Annotated in this window: 23 protein-coding genes; 20 read left to right on the top strand and 3 right to left on the bottom strand. The window is 70.2% G+C overall.

The annotated features are described in order from the left end of the window. Window positions 1-7: 7 nt before the first annotated feature. The 3 genes from ACIQZN_RS08020 to ACIQZN_RS08010 form a co-directional block, all read right to left on the bottom strand. Window positions 8-2,146: an RNA repair domain-containing protein gene (locus ACIQZN_RS08020; RefSeq protein WP_403989443.1), complete on the bottom strand. Its 2,139-nt coding sequence runs from the start codon at window positions 2,144-2,146 to the stop codon at window positions 8-10. Continuing rightward, window positions 2,146-3,855, bottom strand: coding sequence for an RNA ligase family protein (locus ACIQZN_RS08015; RefSeq protein ID WP_403989441.1), 1,710 nt, complete (start codon window positions 3,853-3,855; stop codon window positions 2,146-2,148). Before ACIQZN_RS08015 ends, ACIQZN_RS08020 begins: the two co-directional genes overlap by 1 nt. Before the next feature lie 109 nt (window positions 3,856-3,964). Next, window positions 3,965-5,524, bottom strand: a complete 1,560-nt coding sequence (locus ACIQZN_RS08010) for an FG-GAP and VCBS repeat-containing protein (protein ID WP_403989439.1) — start codon at window positions 5,522-5,524, stop codon at window positions 3,965-3,967. A 443-nt stretch (window positions 5,525-5,967) separates the two neighbouring features. Between ACIQZN_RS08010 and ACIQZN_RS08005 the strand changes: the two genes are divergently transcribed. The 20 genes from ACIQZN_RS08005 (at window position 5,968) to rplR (ending at window position 24,531) form a co-directional block, all read left to right on the top strand. Next, the gene (locus ACIQZN_RS08005) at window positions 5,968-15,102 is read left to right on the top strand and encodes a DNRLRE domain-containing protein (protein WP_403989437.1); all 9,135 of its coding nucleotides are present in this window, start codon (window positions 5,968-5,970) and stop codon (window positions 15,100-15,102) included. Then, window positions 15,096-15,632 (top strand): SMI1/KNR4 family protein, encoded by a 537-nt coding sequence (locus tag ACIQZN_RS08000; RefSeq protein ID WP_403989435.1) that lies wholly within the window; start codon window positions 15,096-15,098, stop codon window positions 15,630-15,632. The genes ACIQZN_RS08005 and ACIQZN_RS08000 overlap by 7 nt, the downstream gene beginning before the upstream one ends. A gap of 513 nt (window positions 15,633-16,145) precedes the next feature. Next, complete coding sequence (gene rpsJ / locus ACIQZN_RS07995) at window positions 16,146-16,454, top strand: 30S ribosomal protein S10 (RefSeq protein WP_003948644.1); 309 nt, start codon at window positions 16,146-16,148, stop codon at window positions 16,452-16,454. Between the two features lie 14 nt (window positions 16,455-16,468). Next, the gene (gene rplC, locus ACIQZN_RS07990; RefSeq protein ID WP_018101228.1) at window positions 16,469-17,113 is read left to right on the top strand and encodes a 50S ribosomal protein L3; all 645 of its coding nucleotides are present in this window, start codon (window positions 16,469-16,471) and stop codon (window positions 17,111-17,113) included. Between the two features lie 4 nt (window positions 17,114-17,117). Then, window positions 17,118-17,768, top strand: a complete 651-nt coding sequence (gene rplD, locus ACIQZN_RS07985; RefSeq protein WP_403989433.1) for a 50S ribosomal protein L4 — start codon at window positions 17,118-17,120, stop codon at window positions 17,766-17,768. After that, complete coding sequence (rplW, locus tag ACIQZN_RS07980; protein ID WP_111337412.1) at window positions 17,768-18,091, top strand: 50S ribosomal protein L23; 324 nt, start codon at window positions 17,768-17,770, stop codon at window positions 18,089-18,091. The genes rplD and rplW overlap by 1 nt, the downstream gene beginning before the upstream one ends. 38 nt (window positions 18,092-18,129) lie before the next feature. After that, window positions 18,130-18,966 (top strand): 50S ribosomal protein L2, encoded by an 837-nt coding sequence (gene rplB / locus ACIQZN_RS07975; protein WP_073964434.1) that lies wholly within the window; start codon window positions 18,130-18,132, stop codon window positions 18,964-18,966. Between the two features lie 12 nt (window positions 18,967-18,978). Next, window positions 18,979-19,260 (top strand): 30S ribosomal protein S19, encoded by a 282-nt coding sequence (gene rpsS, locus ACIQZN_RS07970; RefSeq protein ID WP_018101224.1) that lies wholly within the window; start codon window positions 18,979-18,981, stop codon window positions 19,258-19,260. A gap of 40 nt (window positions 19,261-19,300) precedes the next feature. After that, window positions 19,301-19,648 carry a 50S ribosomal protein L22 gene (gene rplV / locus ACIQZN_RS07965; protein ID WP_004571827.1) on the top strand — a complete coding sequence of 116 codons (348 nt, stop codon included), beginning with the start codon at window positions 19,301-19,303 and terminating at the stop codon, window positions 19,646-19,648. Then, complete coding sequence (gene rpsC, locus ACIQZN_RS07960; RefSeq protein ID WP_018519293.1) at window positions 19,648-20,484, top strand: 30S ribosomal protein S3; 837 nt, start codon at window positions 19,648-19,650, stop codon at window positions 20,482-20,484. Before rplV ends, rpsC begins: the two co-directional genes overlap by 1 nt. Before the next feature lie 5 nt (window positions 20,485-20,489). After that, window positions 20,490-20,909: a 50S ribosomal protein L16 gene (rplP, locus tag ACIQZN_RS07955; RefSeq protein ID WP_018101222.1), complete on the top strand. Its 420-nt coding sequence runs from the start codon at window positions 20,490-20,492 to the stop codon at window positions 20,907-20,909. Next, window positions 20,909-21,133: a 50S ribosomal protein L29 gene (gene rpmC / locus ACIQZN_RS07950; protein ID WP_014047786.1), complete on the top strand. Its 225-nt coding sequence runs from the start codon at window positions 20,909-20,911 to the stop codon at window positions 21,131-21,133. The genes rplP and rpmC overlap by 1 nt, the downstream gene beginning before the upstream one ends. Further along, the gene (rpsQ, locus tag ACIQZN_RS07945) at window positions 21,133-21,420 is read left to right on the top strand and encodes a 30S ribosomal protein S17 (protein ID WP_403989429.1); all 288 of its coding nucleotides are present in this window, start codon (window positions 21,133-21,135) and stop codon (window positions 21,418-21,420) included. The genes rpmC and rpsQ overlap by 1 nt, the downstream gene beginning before the upstream one ends. Window positions 21,421-21,521: 101 nt before the next feature. Continuing rightward, window positions 21,522-21,890, top strand: a complete 369-nt coding sequence (gene rplN, locus ACIQZN_RS07940; RefSeq protein ID WP_003966950.1) for a 50S ribosomal protein L14 — start codon at window positions 21,522-21,524, stop codon at window positions 21,888-21,890. Window positions 21,891-21,892: 2 nt separating this feature from the next. Then, window positions 21,893-22,216, top strand: a complete 324-nt coding sequence (gene rplX, locus ACIQZN_RS07935; RefSeq protein ID WP_003966949.1) for a 50S ribosomal protein L24 — start codon at window positions 21,893-21,895, stop codon at window positions 22,214-22,216. Next, a complete protein-coding gene (gene rplE, locus ACIQZN_RS07930) occupies window positions 22,216-22,773 on the top strand; it encodes a 50S ribosomal protein L5 (RefSeq protein ID WP_018101220.1) in 558 nt (185 codons plus the stop codon). The genes rplX and rplE overlap by 1 nt, the downstream gene beginning before the upstream one ends. Before the next feature lie 2 nt (window positions 22,774-22,775). Next, window positions 22,776-22,961, top strand: a complete 186-nt coding sequence (locus tag ACIQZN_RS07925) for a type Z 30S ribosomal protein S14 (RefSeq protein WP_003948630.1) — start codon at window positions 22,776-22,778, stop codon at window positions 22,959-22,961. A gap of 224 nt (window positions 22,962-23,185) precedes the next feature. Further along, a complete protein-coding gene (gene rpsH / locus ACIQZN_RS07920) occupies window positions 23,186-23,584 on the top strand; it encodes a 30S ribosomal protein S8 (protein ID WP_030977958.1) in 399 nt (132 codons plus the stop codon). 21 nt (window positions 23,585-23,605) lie between these two features. Then, window positions 23,606-24,145 (top strand): 50S ribosomal protein L6, encoded by a 540-nt coding sequence (gene rplF, locus ACIQZN_RS07915; protein ID WP_164626016.1) that lies wholly within the window; start codon window positions 23,606-23,608, stop codon window positions 24,143-24,145. Window positions 24,146-24,147: 2 nt separating this feature from the next. Then, the gene (gene rplR / locus ACIQZN_RS07910) at window positions 24,148-24,531 is read left to right on the top strand and encodes a 50S ribosomal protein L18 (protein ID WP_018101217.1); all 384 of its coding nucleotides are present in this window, start codon (window positions 24,148-24,150) and stop codon (window positions 24,529-24,531) included. Window positions 24,532-24,563: the final 32 nt, after the last annotated feature.

The raw sequence follows: 24,563 nt of genomic DNA, 5'->3' as shown, positions 1-24,563 counted from the left end.
CCTGTCCTCAGGTGTCGCGTGGACGCGCCACCGGGTTCGGGCCCGGGCGCAGCGATGCCCCCTTGAGTCCGCGCAAGACTTCCGCCCCGATCTCCGCCAGGCGGTGCGTCTTCGGGGGTGTCGTGCCCAGGCCGATCGCGTAGCCCGTGTGGTCGGGGGTCGTGATCGGGCGGGGCCAGATGCGGGTGTCGGGGGCGCCGGCCTCCGCGAGGGCGGTGGTGAGGGCGAGGAGGCGGCCCCTCAGGCGGCCCTCCTCGGTGGGGTGCGCGGAGGCCAGGGCCCACGTGGTGTGTTCCGTGAGCGCGGGCGGGGCGCAGAGCGCGTCCGGTTCCGTGTCCAGGAGCTCCCACGCCCGGAACAGCTCCGCCGTCAGCAAGTCGCGGCCTGCGGAGCTCACTTGGGTCGTGCAGGAACGGACCGGGGCCGTCGGGGTGTACACCGTCACCGGGTCGCCCGTCACCGGGCCCTCGCCCACCGGGTCTCGCCAGTCCCATGCCGCCCAGGTCGCGAATAAGTCCCGCAGGCCGCCGCCCTCGTGTGCCGTACGGGCCGCGAGGGCCGTCCAGGCGATGCCCGGGAGTCCGCCGCACGGGGCGGAGTCCAGGCCCCTGGCCGCCGCCCACTCCTTGACGTCCCGGGCCAGCGCGGCGAACGCCTCCCGGTGCGATGAGGCCGCCGCGAGCACCGCTTCCGCGTCGCTCACCGCGCTGAGCGCTACCGCCGCCGCCTCGCCCAACTCCGCCCGGCGGCCCACCGCTTCGGCGGGCGGCACCGGTCCCGTCGCCACGATGACCAGGTCCACCCGCAGGCCGTCCACGTACCAGCGAAGTCCGGGGACGCGGGCGCCGCTCACCTCGCGCAGGTCCCGCGCCTCCGGAAACGCGGCGGCGAGCCGGTCCCGTACCCCCGTGGTGTCGGGCAGCGCCGCCACCAGGTCCAGGTCCGCGCCGGGGCGTGCGCAGCCCATGCGCCGGGAGCCCACGACGTGCACGCGTGCCCCGGGGAGTGCCGCCGCGACCCGGTTCGCGACCTCCTCGGCCCGCGCGGAGGGCGCGGCCAGTTCCACCCGTACCCCGTAGTGGTCGGAGACGTACAGCCGCCCGGGGCCCGGGGTGTCCCCGGTCAGGGTCGCCGCGCGCGCCCGCAGCCGGTCCGTACGCAGCAGCACCCGGTCCAGACGCGACACCCGGCCCGAGAGGGACGAGATCGCGGCCAGCGGATTGGCCGACGGGTCGAAGGTCGGGGTGTCGTCGGCGGGGCCGTGCACCTCCGTCCACGCGTCCGTCATCGCCAGGCGGGTCTGCGGGTGGTCGCCGCCGTCGTTGAAGTCGCCGACGAGCAGCAGTTCCCCCGCCACGTTCGCCAACCCCGTCGCGAGGTCCGTGAGTTCCGCCTCTCGGCGAGTCGCGCCCTCGGGGGAGTGGTCGCTGCTGAGATGCGTGACGGCCACCGTGACCGGGCCGTCCGCCGTCTCCACCACCGCCGCCGCGACCGCCTTGTGCGGGCCCAGCACATGCACCGCCGCCTCGCTCACCGGCAGGCGGCTGAGCAGCAGCAGACCGTGGTCCGGGACGTCGTGACCGGCCGGGTCGGTCGCAAGGGTGTAGTGAGCACTCACCCACTCGCACCCCAGCAGCAGCGTGAGCAGCGCGGGCTCCACCTCCTGGAGCGCGATGACGTCCGCGTCCGCCGCCCGCAGCGCCTCGGCCAGCAGCGGGCGGCGGCGCGCGGTGTCGATGCGGTCGCTGTCGTAGCGGTCCCAGAGGGTGTTCCAGGTGAGGACCGTCAGCGGACCCGCCGGGCCCTTCGCACCAGTCGGTGCCGGTTCCCAGGTGCCCGTCGCCGGTGAGTACGCGTGCGGGGTTCGGGCCGTGAAGTACGGGGAAGGCAGGCGGCGCTCCTCCCGTATCCGTCCGGCGTCCGTCGCGTCGATGCGGTCCGTGCCCGTCGCCCGGTCCCAGACGACCTCGCCGTCCGCCTCGAAGAAGAGGACCCGGTGCCAGGGGATGTCCCCGCCCGGCGTGAACCGGTCCAGCGGCACCCGCTTCGGCTCCCGGCCGCGCTGCGCCACGCCCAGCACGAAGCGCGCCGGATCGAAGCGGGCGTCCCAGCGGACCCGGTGGTAGATCTCCTCGCTCGTACGCATCAGGCCCGGTCCTCCACGGTTCCGCTGGTGCCGATGTACCAGGTGCGGTGCGCCTGGCCGGGGTACGGGGGCACGAACCGGTGCAGCTGCGACGCCAGTACCTGCGGCGGTACGGGGTGCTCCCGGCGCCCGTTGCGCGCGGCCAGTTCCGCCTCACCGATCCAGGCCACGGCGTGCGTGACCAGGGCGTCGCGGCGGCGGGCGACCGCGTGGACCAGGGAGCGCTGGTGCGGGTTGAGCGAGGTGGCGTCCCAGACCACCGTCGCGCCGGGGGCGAGGGCCGCGTCGAGGCGGTCCAGGCCCTCGCGCAGCACGTCCCCGTTGCCGCTCTGGTCGGCGCGCGAGCCCCGGGCCAGGCGGAGATCGTCCAGCGAGATGTACGTGGCGACCCCCGGCAGACCCCGGCCGAAGGTGCTCTTGCCGCTGCCCGAGGGGCCGGCGAGCTGGACCAGGCGCGGGAAGTCCCCGGACCGCCACCGCCAGGTCGCGGCGACCGCCTCGTCGGCGGTGGCGATACGCCCGGCCGCGTACGCCTCGCGGGCCTGCGCCAGACACCGCGCGGCGGCCTCCGGCCCGAGGCCGGCGAACGCCTCGGCCAGCCCGACCGGCTCCCGCACCTCCTCCGCGTGCAGGGCCGACCACTCGACCTGCTCCCGCGCCTCGGCGCTGTCCGCCAGCACTCCGGACACCGCGTGCAGCACGGACAGGTCCACGGCGAGCGCCATCCGGGCCAGCCCGGCGCGCCGCTCCTCGTCGGGGTAGGGCCGGTGCAGCCCGGGGGCCAGGCCGACGAGATCCGCGACGCGACGGGCGAGCGGCATGCCGACGCGGCCCGCGACGAGCGGGGCGAGGGCGGTGCGGCGGGTGCCGTGCAGCAGGGCGGCGAGGACACCGGCGAGGCGGTCGTCGCCGGTGCGGCCGAGGGCGTCCAGGGCGTCGGCGGCGGCGAGGGCGGCGTCCGCCGCGCCCGTGCTCACGGCCGGGCCCGCGTTCTCCGGGGCGCCCGGGCCGTCTTCCGGGTCCCCGCCCACCGCCGCGCGCAGCGCCCCCGCGTCCACCGGTGCTCCGCTCCGTACCGCCCACAGCGCCGCCGTCGCACCGAGCCCGTTCTCCACGACCTCCGCGTGCATCCAGTGCGTATCGGTCACCACGTGCCCCGGCCGCACCCACTTCCCGACGACGCGCCCGAACAACGCGGCCGGGAAGGAGGCCGCCGGCCTGACGACGTACCCCTCCTGCCGCCCCGTATCCGGCTTCAGCGCGCGCAGCGCCTTCGCGTCGAACACCCCGCGCCACAGCACCGGCGGCGCGGGGATGCCCAGGGAGCGCAGGAACTCCACGGTCCGGTCCCAGCCCAGGCAGCGGTCGCCGTCCCACACGGAGAACCCGTAGAAGTGGCTCTCCAGCGCGTCGTACGCCAGGGAGTGCCGCGCGAACATGTTCTCCCCGCAGATCCGCCACCCCCGCGGGACACGGGGGCCGACGCGGGCCTGGAGGGCCTTCACCCAGGTCCGCGACGGATGGTGCGCCGAGTCCAGCGAACGGGCGTGCAGCCCGTCCGCGTACAGCGTGGTGTTCTCGCCGTCCAGCTTCTCGGTGACGACGACCTCGGTCCCGGCCAGCGCCGCCAGGTCCGTCATCCGCACGTCGTCGGACGTGGCCCCGGGCGACCACGGCAGATGAGGGGTCCGTGGATAGTGCGTCCGCATGCTCTTCCGCCCCCGTACCGTCGCCGCTCCCGGCCCGAAACTGTAGGGGCGGGGGGCTTGCGCGTACGAACGAATTACGCGGGCGGGTCGGTGCGGCAGCGCGGGCGGGTCAGTGCGGCAGCGCGGCCCCGAACGCGTCGCCGTCGCTGCCCGCCGAGAAGCCGAGGTCCGCCTCGGCGAGGGCGACGGCCGACTCCAGGGTGCCGGGCTTGACCTTGAGCACGGTGACGGTTCCGGCCGCGTTGCCGGGAGCGCCGACCAGCGGTTCGACGCGGCCGTTGCCATCGGTGTCCAGGGCCCCGACCGTCCAGCCGAAGTGGTCGCCGACGGCCGGGTCGCCGGGCACCTTGTCGGTGTCCTGGTCGATCCAGAGAGCGCCCTTGGTGGTGACGCCGCCGGTCGCGTTGCCGAAGAGGATCATGGAGGCGCCGGCGCCGGTCGCGGAGCCGATCGCCTCGCTGCGCATACCGACGACCAGGTCGTCGGTTCCGTCCCCGTCGAAGTCGCCCGAGGCGAGGCTGGAGGCGAAGTAGTCCTCGGTCTCGGGGGCGCCGGAGATGCCGGGGGAGTCCTGGTCGAAGAGCTTCACGCGGCTGGTGGCGGACAGGCCCTGGGAGCTCCCGTAGAAGACCGCGAGCCGGCCGGCCGCGCCCTTGGTGCCGACCTCCTCGTCGGACACGCCGACGGCGACGTCCGCGTAGGCGTCGTCGTTGAAGTGGCCCACCGCCAGCGCACTGCCCGCGAACTCGCCGATGCCGTCGACGCTGCCGGAGTCGATGTAGCCGCCGGCGGCCGGGGCCCCGTTCTTGATGGGGCCGTACAGGATGTGCAGCGAGCCCCGGTCGGAGCTGCCGGTTATCTGCTCGCCGATGGTGGCGGAGATCAGGTCGCCGACGCCGTCGCCGTTGACGTCGGCCACGGCGAGCTGCTCGCCGAAGCGGTCCTCCTTCTCGGGGCCGCCGGGCACGTTCGCCGTGTTCTGGTCGATCTGGATGGTGTCCTTGGCGTTCAGGCCGGTGGACGTACCGAACATGATCTTGATGGTCCCGGCGTTCGACGCGCCACCGGCGCTGTCGAGGGGCTGGCCGATGGCGAGGTCGCAGTAGCCGTCGCCGTTGACGTCGCCGGTGGCCAGTGTGTACGTGAAGATCTCGTCCTTGGCCACGTCACCCGGGTACGACGCCGTGTCCTCGCTGAAGGTCTCGGTCGTGGCGTTGTAGATCCCGCCGGAGCCGCCGTAGTGGACGCTCAGCATCCCGGCGCCCTCGACGTCCCCGATCGCCTCCATCGGCGAGGCCACCGCGAGGTCGGCGTACCCGTTGTTGTCGAAGTCGCAACTGGCCACCGCTTGGCCGAAGGCGTCGTCGTTCTCCGGGTCGCCCCCCACGCCCGGAGACGCCTGGTCGATGCGGACCGAGCTGTGGGAGGGCCCGGAGGCGGTGCCGTTGGCGATGATGACCGAACCGGCGCCCGCGTGGCCCGACACGGTGTTTCCGGGCAGGCCGACGACGAGGTCCGGCTTGCCGTCGCCGTTGAAGTCATAGGGCTTGGCCGCGTGGCCGGAGCCGGCCGTGAGGGCGACCGTCGCCACCACGCCCACGGAGGCGAGCAGGGCGACGGCCGCATGCCACGCCTTGGGCCGACGCTTCGTTGCCTTCTCTTCGGCCATGACTGTCCTTCACTCGTCTCCGGGGCATGCCGAGTTCGCTCCATGGCCGGTTTCCGCACCATGAGTGCCTCACGCGGAAGGCGGGAACGGAGTGGCCCGCGGCGCGGTCCGCGCGATCGACGTCGCAGGCTATCCCGTTGATCATCTCGACTTGATCACGGTCGGACGGCCGCGCGAGGCGGTGCATCAGGGCTGGCTGAAACCGTTTGTCGCAGGCAGGGATGGGTAGTTGAGCCTGTGGAGGAGGCGTGGAGACTCCGTGTGACACGGACTCGGGGTGACATGTCGTTATGAATCCGTTGTCATGGCCATGGTTCGGGCGTCCGTTGATCACTTAACGTGTACGCCGCCGAGGTCTCGTGATCTTCTTCGGGCCCGGCTCCCTGCTTCCGGCCGATCGCTCCCCACGGGTGGGCGGTCGGTCTTCGGTTTGAAGGAGTTCCGTGCCCAGCCGCCCCCGCCCCCGTCCGCACGCGGTCTTCCGGCACGCCTTCGCGGGGCGCTCCTCGCGCGCCGCCGCCCTGACGGCGGGCAGCGTGCTCCTGGCACTGGGCGCGACCCTGCTGCCGCCCCCGGCCCTGACGCCGTTCGCGCGCGCCGCCGACGCCGCGGCGCCCTGGTCCGACACCGAGGCGCCCACCCAGCGCACCGGGACCGCGGCGGGCCGCGACCACGAGGTCGGCGCCGACCGCACCGACGCCACCGGCCGCAACGACCTCGACCCGGCGGACCTGGAGACGGGCGACGGCGCCCTGCCGCTGCACGACGGCGGCAACGGGTTCGCACCGGTCGAGCCGGAGGCGGCGCAGACCGCCCTCGAACCGGGCACCGAGACCACCGAAGAGGACGGCACGACCGGCTACGACCCGGACGAGAGCGTCGAGATACCCGCCGAACGGACCTCCAACTCCAAGGAGTTCGGCAACCCCGACGGCACCCGCACCACCCGCGTCTACACCGAGCCCGTGCACTACGAGGACGCCTCCGGCACCTGGCAGGACATCGACACCTCGCTCGTCCCGGCCGACGAGGCCAAGGGCGCCCCCGAGGCCGCCAAGACGGACGGCGACCGGCTCGCCGCCGCCTCCGACGACACCGGACTCACCCTCGCCCCGCAGGGCGACGACCCGGCCCTGGCCCGGCTGACGCTGGACGAGGGGCAGCACGCGGTCGGCTTCGGGCTCGACGGCGCGTCGGACACCACCGCGCAGGTTCACGGCGACACCGCGCACTACGCCGGAATCCGGCCGGGCGCGGACGTGACCCTTCAGGCGACGCACGGCGCGGTCAAGGAGACCATCGTCCTCGACTCGTCCGACGCCCCGCACGTCTGGACGTTCCCGCTCGACCTCGACGGGCTCACCCCCTCCCTGGACGAGCACGGCGCGGTCCTCCTGAAGGACGCCGACGGCGCCGCCCAGGCCGTCATCCCCAAGGGCTGGATGGAGGACTCGTCGCACGACGCGGAGACCGGCGGCCCCGCCCTCTCCGGCGACGTCGACTACGCCCTCACCGAGAAGGACGGCCGCTGGTCGCTGAAGGTCGAGCTGGACGACGCGTGGCTCGACGCGCCGCAGCGCGTCTACCCGGTCAAGGTCGACCCGAGCGTGGACGATATCGACAGCAACGGCGACGCCTTCGTCCAGGACTCCTGGCCGGACAGCAACTTCGCCGGGGACGACGAGCTGAAGATCGGCAGCTACGACGGAGGCACCAACCGCGCCATCAGCTACATGCGGTTCAACAACGTCACCAGCAAGCTCAAGAACCGGTACATCCTCAACGCGGACCTGGGCCTGTTCAACGTCTGGTCCTCCAGCTGCAGCGCCCAGAAGATGACGGTCAACCAGGTCACCGGCTCGTGGAGTTCCACCACGGTCACCTGGAACAACCGCCCGCCGAGCCAGGACCACCTGGTCGCCTCCGACTCGTTCGCGTACGGCGAGAACTGCGGCGGCTCCAAGTGGCGGACCATCGACCTCGGTAACAAGGGCGTCGACCTCGTCCAGGGCTGGGTGGACGGCTCCATCACCAACAACGGGCTGGCGATCTGGGCCGACTTCGACAGCTCCGGCCCCTGGAAGCGCTTCGGCAGCGCCAACTCCGCCAACAAGCCGTACCTCAGCGTCACCCACAGCGCGTACGGCGCGCAGTACACCGTCGGGTCGCAGACCGCCCCGCTGACCGGCGGCCAGAGCGGTGAAGTGGACGTCACCGTCAAGAACCTCGGCGACTTCACCTGGGAGCCGCAGGGCTGGAACGAGGTCCGCCTCGGCACCCGCGTCCGCAACTACAGCACCGGCGCCCTCATGGGCCAGGAGGCGTTCACCCGCCTCAACGAGCGGCTGACCCCGGGCGACGACGCGGCCCTGAGCGCCCGCATACCCCCGCTTCCCCCGGGGAAGTACAAGGTCAACTTCGACGTACAGCGGCTGCGCGACCAGAAGTGGTTCTCCAGCGAGAGCGTCCCCGTCGCCACCGTCACCGTCACCTCCCAGGACATCGGCCCCCGGGTCACCGACGTCTACCCGCACCCCGGCGGACAGGTCGGCAGCCTCACCCCGACCCTGTTCATGGACACCGAGACCGTCGACCACTACCCGGCCGGCGCCGCGATCGACCACTACTTCGAGGTCTGCTCGGGCACGGCGGACAAGCCCACCGGCTGCGTCAACTCCGGCTGGCAGACCAAGCGGACCTGGAACGTCCCCGCGTCCAAGCTGACCTGGGGCAAGCAGTACATCTGGCGCGTCAAGGCCCGCGAGAACGGCCTCGCGACCGCGCTCAGCCCCTTCTACACCTTCACCACCGCCGTCGAGCAGCCCGCGATCACCTCGCACCTCGGCGACCAGGGACCGGGCGGCGACGGCCGCGAGGTCGACCCCGGCATCGGCAACTACACGACCACCGACACCGACGCCACCGTCGCTACGACCGGCCCCGGCCTGACCGTGGCCCGCACCTACAACAGCCGCGACCCGCGCTCCGACAACGCCTTCGGGGCCGGCTGGACCACCCGCTACGACATGCGGATCGCACCCGACGGGGACGGCACCGGCAACGTCGTCGCCACCCTGCCCACGGGCCGCCAGGTCCGCTTCGGCAAGAACCCCGACGGCAGCTACGCACCCCCGTACGGCAGCTTCTCCACCCTCACCTCGGTCACCGGAGGCGGCTGGACGCTGACCGACAAGGACCAGACCTCGTACGTCTTCGACGGCGACGGGCGCCTCACCCGGGTCACCGACTACCGCGACCGCGCCCAGACCCTCACGTACAACACCTCCGGCGAGCTGACCACCGTCACCGCGACCGGTGGACGCGCCCTGCACCTCACCTGGTCCGGCGGCCACGTCAAGACGGTCACCACCGACGCCCCGGCGACCGGCGCGGACCCGCTGACCTGGACGTACACCTACGACGGCGACCGGCTGACCCAGGTCTGCGGCCCCGAGGACACCACCGGGCACTGCACCGCCTACAGCTACGGCGACGGCTCGCACCACCGCACCGTCGTCCACGACGCCGGACCGTTCTCCTACTGGCGCCTGGACGAGAAGGACGGCGCCACCGACGCCGCGAGCGACCTCCCGCTCGACCGCGACGAGCACGCCGCGACCTACCAGGACGTCCAGCTCGGCACCGCCGGCGCGCTCAAGGGCAGCGCCGACACCGCCGCCACCTTCAACGGCACCACGTCCTATGTACAGCTGCCGGACCAGCTGATCTCCGACACCCCGTACCTCACCGCCGAACTGTGGTTCCGCACCACCGGCAGCGGTGTCCTGCTCAGCTACCAGGACCACACCCTCGAAGAGGCCACCACCGGCAAGAACACCCCCGCCCTCTACGTCGGCACCGACGGAAAGCTGCGCGGCGAGTTCTGGAACGGCACGGCCGCGCCCATCACCTCGGCCACCACCGTCAACGACGGCACCTGGCACCACGCGGCCCTCACCGCCGCCGGCAACACCCAGACGCTGTACCTCGACGGCAAGAAGGCCGGGAGCCTCAGCGGCGACATCACCCAGTACGACCAGCGCTTCGTCTACCTCGGCGCCGGCTACTGGAACGGCTGGGCCGCCACCACCGGCACCATCGGACACCTCACCGGTGACATCGACGAGGCCGCCGTCTACAGCCGCCCCCTCGGCGCGAGCACCATCGCCCAGCACCACGCCGCCGCCCAGGTCGCCCAGCAGCTCACCGGGGTGACCCTGCCCAGCGGACGCGTGCACTCCGCGGTCACGTACGACACCGTGCACGACCGGGTGTCCTCCTACACCGACGCGAACGGCGGCGACTACACGCTCTCCGACCTCGCGGCGACCGGGACCGACGCCAAGCCCGCCACCGACGACCAGGACGCCGTCGACGGCACCACCACCCTCACCGTCACGGTCACCGACCCCGGGAAGCGCACGTCCGCGTACACGTACGACCCGCTCCAGGGCAACCGGCTCATCAGCCGGAAGGACACGGCGGGCCACACCGGCACCTTCGCCTACGACACCGGCGGCTTCCTGGCCGCCACCACCGGCCCCGACGGCACCGTCACCCGCTTCGGCAACGACGACCGCGGCAACAAGGTCTCCCAGACCACCTGCCGCGATGCCGCCGCCGAGGCCACCTGCCACACCGCGTACTACGCCTACTACCTGAACGCCTCCGACCCGCTCGACCCCCGCAACGACCAGCTCACCGCCGTCCGCGACGCCCGCTCGGCGAGCGCGACCGACGACACGTACAAGACGACGTACGGCTACGACGCCCACGGCGACCGCGTCTCCACCACCACCCCGGCCACCCCGGACTTCCCCTCCGGCCGCACCGAGTCCTCCACCTTCACCGACGGCACCGAGAGCGCGGTCGGCGGCGGCAAGGTCCCGGCGGGCCTGCTCGCCGACACGACGGACCCCCGGGGCGGGGTGACCGGCCGGGCGTATACCGCGGCGGGTGACCTGGCCGAGGTGACCGACCCGGCGGGCGCGGCCACCGCGTACGCCTACGACGCGCTCGGCCGCGAGACCGCCCAGACGGAGACGTCCGACGCCCAGCCCGACGGCGTCACCACGACGACCGTCTACGACGGCGAATCCCGGCCGGTCACGGTGACCGACCCCGCCGTCACCAACGCGGTCACCGGCAAGCAGCACCAGGCGAGGACCACGTACGCCTACGACGCCGACGGCAACGTGCTCACGGAGTCGGTCTCCGACACCGTGGGCGGCGATCCGGCCCGCACCACCGAGCACGGCTACGACACGCACGGGCGGCAGAAGTCGGAGACCGACCCGTCCGGGGCGACCGAGACCAGCACCTACGACGTGTTCGGCCACCGCGTCGCCGGCACCACGGCCGACGGCCAGAACTACGAGTACGCCTACACCGCGCTCGGCGCGGTGGCCGAGGTGACCCTGAAGGACTGGAAGGGCGACCCGAACAACCCGTCCGACCCCGTCGACAAGGTCATCGACTCCTACGCGTACGACCCGGCGGGCCGGCTCGCCGAGCACACGGACGCCATGGGTCGCACCACCCGCACCACCTACTACGACGACGGGCTGGAGGCCCGGCAGATCCTGACCGGGTTCCACGACCCGGCCGGTACCACCCGGGACCTCGTCCTGAGCGAGAAGAAGTACGACGCCGCGGGCAACCTCACCTCCGAGACCACCGGCAACGGCACCGTCACCACCGCCTACGAGGTGGACGCGGCCGGCCGCACCACCGCCGAGGTCCTCGACCCGGCCGGCCTGGCGCGGCGCACCGCCTACACCTTCGACGCGTCCGGCGCCGTCCTCACCGAGACGCACACCGGAGCGGGCGGCAGCCGCGCCGAGAAGGTCACCTACGAGCGGGACATCACCGGCGAGGCCACCCGCCTGACGGTGGAGAACGGCGACGACGACCTGGTCACCACCCGGACCGTGGACGACCGCGGCCTGGTGCTGTCCGAGACCTCGGCGCGGGGCAACGCACCCGGCGCGGACGCCGCCGCGTACACCACCGACTACGGCTACGACGCGCTCGGCCGCCAGATCGAGGCGAAGGCACCCCCGGTCACCGCGGAGACCCGCGACGGCGGCGCGAGCACCGTCCGCCCGGTCACCCGCACCGGCTACAACGCCTTCGGCGACGCGGCGGACCAGCAGGACCCCGACGGGAACGTCACGCACACCACGTACGACGGACTCGGCCGGGAGACCGCCACCACCCTGCCCGGCTACACCCCGCCGGGTGGCTCCCCGCTCGTCACCCGCACCTCCCGCACCTACGACTCCGCGGGGCGGCCGGTCACCGAGACGGACGAGCTGGGCGGGGTCACCACCTACACCTACGACCAGCTCGGCCACCTCGCCGGAGTGTCCCGGCCGGCCCCCGCCGAGGGCGCCGACCTGCCCGTCACCACCATGACGAACGACCTCCTGGGCGAGCAGCTGTCGGTCACCGGGCCCACCGGCGCCCGTTCCGAGGCCACCTACGACGACCTCGGGCGGCAGATCACCTCGACCCGGCTGGAGCGCACACCCGCTCCGGGCGCCTTCACCACCACGCTGACGTACGACGACGCCGGCAACCTGGTCGCCACGAAGAGCCCCACCGGGATCACCGAAGGCAGCGAGTACAACGCGGCCGGCGAGCCGGTCTCGCAGACGGACGCCGCCGGGAAGAAGACGCTCTACACCTACGGGCCGACCGGGCTCACCACGTCGGCCACGACCCCGCAGGGCCGGACCACCCGCGCCGGATTCGACCTGGCCGGGCGCGCCGTCTCCGCCTCCGACGAGGACGCCACGGGCAAGGTGCTGAGCACCCGCAGCTCGACGTACGACGCCGACGGCAACCCCGTCGCCGTCACGGACGCCCTGCACCACACCGTCCGGCAGAGCTACGACGCGCTGGGGCGGCTCACCGAGCTGGTCGAGCCCGTCGACGCCGACACGTCCATCACCACCACGTTCGGCTACGACGCGGCCGGTCAGCAGACCCGGCTGACCGACGGACGCGGAAACACCACCTGGACCACCTTCACCAGCCACGGTCAGCCGGAGTCGATCGTCGAGCCGTCCACCACGGCCGACCCGGCCGAGGCCGACCGCACCTGGACCACGGTGTACGACGCGGCGGGCCGGCCCGCCGAGGAGCGCCAGCCGGGCGGGGTGACGCAGAAGCGCACCTTCGACGCGCTGGGCCGCGTCACCGAGGTCACGGGGTCCGGAGCCGAGGCGGCGACCACCGCCGACCACTACGGCTACGACGCGGCCGGGAACCTCACCTCCGTGAGCGCCCCGGGCGGGACCGACCGCTACACCTACGACGACCGGGGCAACCTGCTCACCACGTCCGGCCCCTCGGGCACGGCCACCCTGGCCTACGACGAGGAGGGACACCTCACCGGGCGCACGGACGCCGCGGGCCACGCGGTCTTCGGCTACGACACGGCGGGGCGCCTCGCCTCGGCGGCCGATCCGCTGACCGCGACGCCCCTGACCTACGGGTACGACAACGCCTCCAGGCTGACTTCGGTCGGCTACGGCGCGTCGGGCGCCAAGCGGTCCTTCTCCTACGACGCCCTGGACCGGCTGACCTCCGACACGCTCAAGGCCCCGGGCGGCGCGACTACCGCGTCCACCGGATACGGCTACGACGAGGCGTCCCGCCTGGTGTCGGAGACGACCAGCGGTACGGCGGGCGACGGCGAGCAGGACTACGCCTACGACTGGGCGGGCCGGCTCACCGCGTGGACCGCGGCCGACGGCGCGAAGACGTCGTACGGCTGGGACGCCGCCGGCAACCGCACCGAGGCCGGTACGGTCACGGCCACGTACGACGCCAGGAACCGGCTGCTGACCGCGGGGGACACCTCGTACAGCTACTCACCGCGCGGCACCCGCACCGGCAGCACCGAGGGCGGCGTCACGCACACGGCGGCGTTCGACGCGCTGGGGCGCATGATCACCAGCGACGACACCGCCTACACCTACGACGGCCTCGGCCGCGTGGTGGGCCGTGGGGACGACGCCTTCAGCTACGCCGACCAGTCGAACAACCTGGTCAGCGGTGGCGGCTCGCTGGTCTTCCGGGATCCCGAAGGGGACGCGCTGGCCACCGCGGACCCGGACGGCAGCAACGCCTCGGCCGTCCTGTCCGACCAGCACGGCGATGTGACCGGCCGCTTCGCACCGGCCACCGGTGAGCTCGCGGGCTCCTCCGCTTACTCGCCGTTCGGCCAGGTCACCGCCCGGACGGCGGGCGGGACGGGCTCCCTGGGCTACCAGGGCGAATACACCGACCCGGATTCCGGGCAGGTGGACATGCACGCCCGCTGGTACGACCCGTCCACCGGCGGCTTCTCCTCCCGCGACTCCTGGACCCTGAACCCGGCGCCGTCCGGGCAGGCCAACCGTTACGCGTACGGGGCCGGCAGCCCGCTGCTGAACACGGACCCGAGCGGGCACTGCCTCGAGGACCTGTGCATCGGCGAGGCGGCCTTGGGCACCCTGCTGGCCGGGTACCTGGGATCGTCCATCTCCGAGTACTACCGGCAGCACCCGGTGCACATCTCGTGGCCGTCCTTCTCGTGGCCGTGGTCGCACTCCAGCAGCAGCTCGGCGGCGACCTCGTACACCAACATCTTCGGCAACTCGATGTCGTCCACCGCGAACGCCATCGCCGCCCAGGCGGCGGCACAGGCGGCGGCCGCCCGGAGCCACGCCGGGTCCCGGTCACACGTGGGCGGCCATCCCTCCTACTACCCCTCCTACACCCCGTACCGTTCGCCCGGACGGCCGCAGGCACCCCGTCCCCCGGGCCCGCCCCCGCCGCCCCCGCCGCCGCCGTGGGCCCAGATGATCAAGGCCGTCCTGCGCGTGGTCCAGGCCAGGCCGACGAGCAGCAAGGACACGGACGCCGAGCACCAGGCGTTCGTCGACAACTCGATGACCCGGTCCCAGGCCGAACTGGAAGTGACCCAGGAGGAGCTGCGCGGATACTTCAAGTCCTTCCCGCGCGCGGGCGGCCAGGAGTTCGCCGATGGACTGCTGGCCCCTGATCCGGCCGGGGCCCCCGGTGGCGGCAGTGGCACGGACACCCGCGACGATCCTTGCGACACCTCACGCGCGGAGCGGTACAACTACCAGCCCCTGCGGAACGGCCGCCCGGACGGAGCGACCGGCCTCATCTGCCCGGCCGACCTCAAGCCCAAGGGGAGCAAGCGTGACGACGGCGCCGCCGTCTCCGTCTCCGGGTTCCCGGAGGGCAACAACGTGGATGCCGCGGGTAAGCCGATCTACAATCGCACGCACATCATCGGAGACATGTTCCACGGTGAATGGCGGACCGAGAATCTGTTCACCGGGTACGACCGGATGAACAAGAGCGGAATGAAGCGCTGCGAGAACAAGATGGCGAAGCAGCTGAGGGCGAACAATCCCGTCTTCTATTCCGGTCAGCTCAACTATGGTGCTGGAAACAGTGCGATACCGGAAAGTATCCGGATGACGGCATACACGAAGAACGGGCGTCTCTTCGATGTGACGGTCCAGAACAGCTCTGATTGGCAGACGACATGTTGAACGTGACAGCTCTGGAAGACGTTGCTCCCGCCATGGTGCCGTTCCGCTCCGAGGCGTCACGCCGCATCGATTTCGCCGCCGTCACCTCCGCGCTGGGCTCCGACCTGCCGACGGACTTCAAGGAGCTGGCCCGTCGCTACCCGACACTGGAGTTCGACGGGTTCCTGCGTGTGCCGTTGCCTCGACCCGGTGCCGAGTCTGCCTTTGTCGACGGAATCCGTCAGGAACTTGAAATCCTGCGGGATCTGGAGGACGACGACATGGCGGAAGGGTATACGGCCTATCCGGCGCCCAACGGGCTGCTTCCCTGGAGTGAGTCCCTCTCCGGCGACGTGTTCTATTGGAGGGTCGCGGGTTCCGACCCCGATTCCTGGCCGGTCGTCGTGAACAGCAGGAACGACGACTGGTGGGAGTTCCCCGGCGGAGCCGTCGCCTTTCTGGTCGGACTGATCGACGGATCGGTCGAGCGGCGGGGCCTGCCCGGGGACGTTCCGAGCAGCTGTCCCTCGGTACGCGTCTATCCGGGGTGACACTCGGACGCCGGCTCGACCGGCGGGCGGGCGGCGTGACCTGGTCGAGAAGCACGACCCGCCGGACCTGGTGATCCGCGTCGACCCGTACGGCTCCGCAGACCCCCCGATGCGCGCCTGCGTTTGACCAGCCACTCGGCCGGGGTAAGATCCCCGGCCCGATTGGCCAGGCTCGCAGCCCGTATGGCACACTAGCCAGGTTGCTCGGTTGAGTGTCAATGCTGCGCGCCTCCCGCCGGGAGGACCGGAAGCGAGTCCCACAGTACTCGTCGGCCCCATGCGGGCCGGACGTACGGGAATCTTCCGGGAAGCGTAAGTGGGGCACCGGCCAGGCGCCCGGTGGGGTTTCACCCCCGGCAGCGTGGTCTTCGGCCCGCACCCCCTTGGTTGGGAAATCCTTCGGGACTTCTGCGTAGAGGGGATGCGACACGCCCGACCGCGTGGGTCGGAGGTGGGGGATACCAGAACCCCGGGTTCCAGAGCGTTAAACGAGAGACAGGACTACTAGTAGCCATGGCGGGACAGAAGATCCGCATCCGGCTCAAGGCCTACGACCACGAGGTCATCGACTCCTCGGCGAAGAAGATCGTCGAGACGGTGACCCGCACTGGTGCGTCGGTCGCGGGCCCGGTGCCGCTGCCCACTGAGAAGAACGTGTACTGCGTCATCAAGTCGCCGCACAAGTACAAGGACTCTCGCGAGCACTTCGAGATGCGCACGCACAAGCGCCTCATCGACATCCTCGACCCCACGCCGAAGACGGTTGACTCGCTGATGCGTCTCGACCTGCCGGCCGGCGTCGACATCGAGATCAAGCTCTGAGGGGACGGGCCGAGATGAGCAAGAACATCAAGGGCGTCCTGGGCGAGAAGCTCGGTATGACCCAGGTCTGGGACGAGAACAACCGGGTTGTCCCGGTGACCGTCGTCAAGGCCGGTCCGTGCGTCGTGACGCAGGTCCGTACGAACGACAGCGACGGCTACGAGTCGGTGCAGATCGCCTTCGGCGAGATCGACCCGCGCAAGGTGAACAAGCCCCTCAAGGGTCACTTCGCCAAGGCCGACGTCACCCCGCGCCGCCACCTGGTGGAGATCCGTACCCCTGACGCGAGCGAGTACACGCTCGGCCAGGAGATCAATGCCGAGGTGTTCGAGTCCGGCGTCAAGGTTGACGTCACGGGCAAGAGCAAGGGCAAGGGCTTCGCCGGTGTCATGAAGCGTCACAACTTCCGGGGCCTCGGCGCCGGTCACGGCGTGCAGCGCAAGCACCGTTCCCCCGGTTCGATCGGTGGCTGCGCCACCCCTGGGCGTGTCTTCAAGGGCATGCGCATGGCCGGTCGCATGGGTAACGAGCGCGTCACCACCCAGAACCTGACCATCCACGCGGTTGACGCGGAGAAGGGTCTGCTCCTCATCAAGGGCGCGGTCCCCGGTCCGAACGGCGGCCTCGTCCTGGTCCGTACCGCGGCCAAGGGGGCTTGAGGTAATGAGCACCATTGACATCCTTTCGCCGGCAGGCGACAAGGCCGGTACCGTCGAGCTCCCCGCGGAGATCTTCGACGCGAAGACCAGCGTTCCGCTGATCCACCAGGTCGTTGTCGCGCAGCTGGCAGCTGCCCGTCAGGGCACGCACAAGACCAAGCGTCGCGGCGAGGTCCGCGGTGGTGGGCGCAAGCCTTACCGCCAGAAGGGCACCGGCCGCGCGCGCCAGGGTTCGACCCGTGCGCCGCAGTTCGTCGGCGGTGGCGTCGTCCACGGCCCGCAGCCGCGTGACTACTCGCAGCGCACCCCGAAGAAGATGAAGGCCGCCGCCCTCCGCGGTGCCCTCTCCGACCGGGCGCGTCACTCCCGTATCCACGTCGTCACCGGCGTGGTCGAGGGTGGAGTCTCCACGAAGGCCGCCAAGACGCTGTTCGGCAAGATCTCGGAGCGCAAGAACGTGCTCCTGGTCGTCGACCGCGCCGACGAGGCCGCGTGGCTCTCCGCACGCAACCTGCCCCAGGTGCACATCCTGGAGCCGGGCCAGCTGAACACGTACGACGTGATCGTCTCTGACGACGTGGTCTTCACCCAGGCCGCCTTCGAGTCCTTCGTGTCTGGCCCCCAGACCGCTGAGACCGAAGGGAGCGACGCCTGATGAGCGAGGCGACCGTTACCAGCAAGACCTACGACGACCCGCGCGACGTTCTCGTCAAGCCGGTTGTCTCGGAGAAGAGCTACGCGCTGCTCGACGAGAACAAGTACACGTTCATCGTCGCGCCGGGCTCCAACAAGACCCAGATCAAGCAGGCCGTCGAGGCGGTCTTCTCGGTCAAGGTCACCGGGGTCAACACGATCAACCGCCAGGGCAAGCGCAAGCGCACCCGCACCGGTTTCGGCAAGCGCGCCGACACGAAGCGCGCCATCGTGACCCTCGCTGAGGGCGACCGTATCGACATCTTCGGCGGCCCGACCTCCTAGTGAGGCCGAGTCGTCCGGAATCGGACGAGGACTGAGAAATGGGTATCCGCAAGTACAAGCCGACGACCCCGGGCCGTCGTGGCTCCAGCGTCGCCGACTTTGTCGAGATCACGCGGTCCACGCCGGAGAAGTCGCTGGTCCGCCCCCTGCACAACAAGGGCGGCCGTAACAACACCGGTCGTGTGACCGTTCGCCACCAGGGTGGTGGCCACAAGCGCGCCTACCGCGTGATCGACTTCCGTCGTCACGACAAGGACGGCGTGCCGGCCAAGGTCGCGCACATCGAGTACGACCCCAACCGCACCGCGCGCATCGCGCTCCTGCACTACGCGGACGGCGAGAAGCGCTACATCATCGCGCCGCGTGGCCTGACGCAGGGCGACCGTGTCGAGAACGGCCCGGCCGCCGACATCAAGCCCGGCAACAACCTGGCGCTGCGCAACATCCCGGTCGGTACGACCATCCACGCCATCGAGCTGCGGCCCGGCGGCGGCGCGAAGTTCGCCCGCTCCGCGGGTGCCTCCGTGCAGCTGCTGGCGAAGGAGGGCACCATGGCCCACCTTCGTATGCCGTCGGGTGAGATCCGCCTGGTCGACGCCCGCTGCCGCGCCACCATCGGCGAGGTCGGCAACGCCGAGCAGTCGAACATCAACTGGGGCAAGGCCGGCCGTATGCGGTGGAAGGGCGTCCGCCCGACCGTCCGTGGTGTCGTGATGAACCCGGTCGACCACCCGCACGGTGGTGGTGAGGGTAAGACCTCCGGTGGCCGTCACCCGGTTTCGCCGTGGGGTAAGAAGGAAGGTCGTACTCGTTCGCCCAAGAAGGCGTCGAACAAGTACATCGTCCGCCGCCGCAAGACGAACAAGAAGCGCTAGGAGCGGGTTTAGATGCCGCGCAGTCTCAAGAAGGGGCCCTTCGTCGACGGCCACCTCGCCAAGAAGGTGGACGTACAGAACGAGGCCGGCACCAAGAACGTCATCAAGACCTGGTCCCGTCGCTCGATGATCGTCCCGGCCATGCTGGGTCACACCATCGCGGTGCACAACGGCAAGATCCACGTCCCGGTGTTCGTCACCGAGTCGATGGTCGGCCACAAGCTCGGCGAGTTCTCGCCGACTCGCACCTTCCGCGGCCACGTCAAGGACGACCGGAAGTCGAAGCGCCGCTAACGCGGGGTGACTGACTATGACTTACACCGAAGGGACAACCATGGAAGCCAGGGCCCAGGCGCGGTACATCCGCGTCACGCCCATGAAGGCCCGCCGCGTGGTGGACCTCATCCGTGGCATGGATGCCACGGAGGCTCAGGCGGTCCTGCGTTTCGCCCCGCAGGCCGCGAGCGTGCCGGTCGGCAAGGTGCTGGACAGCGCCATTGCCAACGCCGCACACAACTACGACCACACCGACGCCTCTTCGCTGGTCATCAGCGAGGCGTACGTGGATGAGGGCCCGACCCTGAAGCGGTTCCGTCCGCGTGCCCAGGGCCGTGCCTACCGGATCCGTAAGCGGACCAGCCACATCACCGTGGTCGTCAGCAGCAAGGAAGGAACCCGGTAATGGGCCAGAAGGTAAACCCGCACGGGTTCCGGCTCGGCATCACCACGGACTTCAAGTCCCGCTGGTACGCCGACAAGCTGTACAAGGACTACGTCAAGGAAGACGTCGCCATTCGTCGCATGATGACGAAGGGCATGGAGCGCGCCGGTATCTCGAAGGTTGAGATCGAGCGCACCCGCGACCGCGTCCGCGTCGACATCCACACCGCTCGCCCGGGCATCGTCATCGGCCGCCGCGGCGCCGAGGCCGACCGCATCCGCGGCGAGCTGGAGAAGCTGACCGGCAAGCAGGTCCAGCTGAACATCCTCGAGGTCAAGAACCCCGAGGTGGACGCTCAGCTGGTGGCCCAGGCCGTCGCCGAGCAGCTCTCCTCCCGCGTCTCCTTCCGTCGTGCCATGCGCAAGAGCATGCAGAGCACGATGAAGGCCGGCGCCAAGGGCATCAAGGTCCAGTGCGGCGGTCGCCTCGGCGGCGCCGAGATGTCCCGCTCGGAGTTCTACCGCGAGGGCCGTGTGCCCCTGCACACGCTCCGCGCGAACGTCGACTACGGCTTCTTCGAGGCCAAGACGACCTTCGGCCGCATCGGCGTGAAGGTCTGGATCTACAAGGGCGACGTCAAGAACATCGCCGAGGTCCGCGCCGAGAACGCTGCTGCCCGTGCGGGCAACCGCCCGGCCCGTGGCGGCGCTGACCGCCCGGCCGGCCGCGGTGGCCGTGGTGGCGAGCGTGGCGGCCGCGGCCGCAAGCCGCAGCAGTCGGCTCCGGCCGCCGAGGCCCCCAAGGCCGAGGCGCCCGCCGCTGCTCCGGCTGCTGAGAGCACCGGAACGGAGGCCTGACCGAAATGCTGATCCCCCGTAGGGTCAAGCACCGCAAGCAGCACCACCCGAAGCGCAGCGGCATGTCCAAGGGTGGCACGCAGGTTGCGTTCGGCGAGTACGGCATCCAGGCGCTGACCCCGGCGTACGTGACGAACCGTCAGATCGAGTCCGCTCGTATCGCCATGACGCGTCACATCAAGCGTGGCGGCAAGGTCTGGATCAACATCTACCCGGACCGTCCCCTCACCAAGAAGCCTGCCGAGACCCGCATGGGTTCCGGTAAGGGTTCGCCGGAGTGGTGGATCGCCAACGTCAAGCCCGGACGCGTCATGTTCGAGCTGTCGTACCCCAACGAGAAGATCGCCCGTGAGGCGCTTACTCGCGCAGCCCACAAGCTGCCGATGAAGTGCCGGATCGTCAAGCGCGAGGCAGGTGAAGCGTGATGTCGGCCGGTACCAAGGCGTCCGAGCTGCGCGAGCTGGGCAACGAGGAGCTCCTCAACAAGCTCCGCGAGGCCAAGGAAGAGCTGTTCAACCTCCGCTTCCAGGCGGCGACCGGGCAGCTCGAGAACCACGGTCGGCTCAAGTCCGTCCGTAAGGACATCGCCCGGATCTACACCCTGATGCGCGAGCGCGAGCTCGGTATCGAGACGGTGGAGAGCGTCTGATGAGCGAGAAGACTGTGACTGAGAGCAAGACCGCCGACCGCGGCTTCCGCAAGACCCGCGAGGGCCTCGTCGTCAGCGACAAGATGGACAAGACCGTCGTCGTCGCCGTCGAGGACCGCGTGAAGCACGCGCTGTACGGCAAGGTCATCCGCCGTACGAACAAGCTCAAGGCCCACGACGAGCAGAACGCCGCCGGCGTCGGCGACCGCGTCCTCCTGATGGAGACCCGGCCGCTGTCCGCCACGAAGCGGTGGCGCATCGTCGAGATCCTCGAGAAGGCCAAGTAATTCCTGAGGGGACTTCCCCTCAGGTCAGTTCCGCCAGGCTCGGCAGGGGCTCCCGTTAGCGGGGCCCCTGCCGGGAACCGGCAGACGATCAGGAGATAGACGTGATCCAGCAGGAGTCGCGACTGCGCGTCGCCGACAACACGGGTGCGAAGGAAATTCTCACCATCCGTGTTCTCGGTGGCTCGGGTCGCCGCTACGCGGGCATCGGTGACGTCATCGTCGCCACCGTCAAGGACGCGATCCCCGGTGGCAACGTGAAGAAGGGTGACGTCGTCAAGGCGGTCATCGTTCGCACCGTCAAGGAGCGTCGTCGCCAGGATGGCTCGTACATCCGCTTCGACGAGAACGCCGCCGTCATTCTGAAGAACGACGGCGACCCCCGCGGCACCCGTATCTTCGGCCCGGTGGGCCGTGAGCTGCGCGAGAAGAAGTTCATGAAGATCATCTCGCTCGCGCCGGAGGTGCTGTAAGCATGAAGATCAAGAAGGGCGACCTGGTTCAGGTCATCACCGGTAAGGACAAGGGCAAGCAGGGCAAGGTCATCGTGGCCTACCCCGCTCAGGACCGCGTCCTCGTCGAGGGTGTCAACCGGGTCAAGAAGCACACCAAGGCCGGCCAGACCGCTCGCGGTTCGCAGACCGGTGGCATTGTGACGACCGAGGCCCCGATCCACGTCAGCAACGTGCAGCTGGTTGTTGAGAAGGACGGCAACAAGGTCGTTACTCGCGTCGGCTACCGCTTTGACGACGAGGGCAACAAGATCCGTGTTGCCAAGCGCACCGGTGAGGACATCTGATGACTACCACCACCGCGCCGCGTCTCAAGACGCGCTACCGCGAGGAAATCGCCGGCAAGCTGCGTGAGGAGTTCTCCTACGAGAACGTCATGCAGATTCCCGGTCTGGTCAAGATCGTGGTCAACATGGGTGTGGGCGACGCCGCCCGCGACTCCAAGCTGATCGACGGTGCCGTCAAGGACCTCACCACGATCACCGGTCAGAAGCCGGCCGTCACCAAGGCCCGCAAGTCGATCGCGCAGTTCAAGCTGCGCGAGGGGCAGCCGATCGGCTGCCACGTCACCCTCCGCGGTGACCGCATGTGGGAGTTCCTGGACCGTACGCTGTCGCTCGCGCTGCCGCGTATCCGTGACTTCCGCGGCCTGTCGCCCAAGCAGTTCGACGGCCGTGGCAACTACACCTTCGGTCTCACGGAGCAGGTCATGTTCCACGAGATCGACCAGGACAAGATCGACCGGGTCCGGGGCATGGACATCACCGTGGTTACCACGGCGACCAATGACGACGAGGGTCGTGCCCTCCTTCGTCACCTCGGCTTCCCGTTCAAGGAGAACTGACCGTGGCGAAGAAGGCTCTGATCGCTAAGGCCGCCCGTAAGCCGAAGTTCGGCGTCCGGGGTTACACCCGGTGCCAGCGCTGCGGCCGGCCCCACTCCGTCTACCGCAAGTTCGGCCTGTGCCGCGTGTGCCTTCGTGAGATGGCTCACCGTGGCGAGCTGCCGGGCGTGACCAAGAGCTCCTGGTAATTCTCCTTCGCCCTTTGGGCGTTGGGAATCACCGGAGACTCTCGGTAAGCATCTGGTCGGCAGGAGCCCGGCCCCGCATGCCGTAGGCTTGCAGGGTTGGGCGCCTGCCGCCCATGACCGACTTACTACGCCGTAGGTCCCCGCACCGCACCCGTCCCGCCTCTGAGCGGGGAGAGGGATGGCGCATACAGGAAACCCCGGCGAGAGAGGCCGAAGGCCAACTCATGACCATGACTGATCCCATCGCAGACATGCTCACGCGTCTGCGCAACGCGAACTCGGCGTACCACGACGACGTCGTGATGCCGCACAGCAAGATCAAGTCGCACATCGCGGAGATCCTCCAGCAGGAGGGCTTCATCACCGGCTGGAAGGTCGAGGACGCCGAGGTCGGCAAGAACCTCGTCCTCGAGCTGAAGTTCGGCCCGAACCGCGAGCGCTCGATCGCCGGCATCAAGCGGATTTCGAAGCCGGGTCTGCGTGTCTACGCAAAGTCCACCAACCTGCCGAAGGTCCTCGGCGGCCTGGGCGTGGCGATCATCTCCACGTCCCACGGTCTCCTGACCGGCCAGCAGGCTCAGAAGAAGGGCGTAGGTGGGGAAGTCCTCGCCTACGTCTGGTAGTCGGGAACGGAGGAATAGCTCATGTCGCGAATCGGCAAGCTCCCCATCCAGGTTCCCGCCGGTGTGGACGTCACCATCGATGGCCGCACGGTCGCAGTGAAGGGCCCCAAGGGCACCCTCACGCACACCGTCGCGTCGCCGATCGAGGTCACCAAGGGTGAGGACGGCGTCCTGAACGTCGTCCGCCCGAACGACGAGCGTCAGAACAAGGCCCTTCACGGCCTGTCCCGCACGCTGGTGGCGAACATGATCACCGGTGTGACCCAGGGATACATCAAGGCGCTCGAGATCAGTGGTGTCGGTTACCGCGTCCAGGCGAAGGGCTCCAACCTGGAGTTCGCCCTGGGCTACAGCCACCCGATCCTGATCGAGGCCCCGGAGGGCATCACCTTCAAGGTGGAGACCCCCACGAAGTTCACCGTCGAGGGCATCGACAAGCAGAAGGTCGGCGAGACCGCGGCCAAGATCCGCAAGCTGCGGAAGCCTGACCCGTACAAGGCCAAGGGCGTCAAGTACGCCGGCGAGGTCATCCGCCGCAAGGTCGGAAAGGCTGGTAAGTAGCCATGGCATACGGCGTGAAGATCGCCAAGGGCGACGCGTACAAGCGCGCGGCTCGCAAGCGGCGCCACATCCGCGTCCGCAAGCACATCTCCGGTTCGCCGGAGCGTCCGCGCCTGGTCGTGACCCGCTCCAACCGCCACATGGTCGCCCAGATCATCGACGACATCGCGGGCCACACGCTCGCGTCGGCGTCGACCCTGGACGTCTCCATCCGTGGTGGCGAGGGCGACAAGAGCAGCCAGGCCAAGCAGGTCGGCGCCCTGGTCGCCGAGCGTGCCAAGGCCGCAGGCGTCGAGGCCGTCGTGTTTGACCGCGGTGGTAACCAGTACGCCGGGCGGATTGCCGCTCTGGCTGACGCCGCCCGTGAAGCCGGGCTGAAGTTCTAGCCCCGGTTCCTACGCACAGCGGACGTAACAGA

The organism is Streptomyces sp. NPDC097595, from assembly GCF_044761525.1.
Classification (GTDB): Bacteria; Actinomycetota; Actinomycetes; order Streptomycetales; family Streptomycetaceae; genus Streptomyces; species Streptomyces drozdowiczii_A.
Note: the sequence above shows the minus strand (reverse complement) of the source record. Positions and strands in the feature narration are given on the sequence as shown.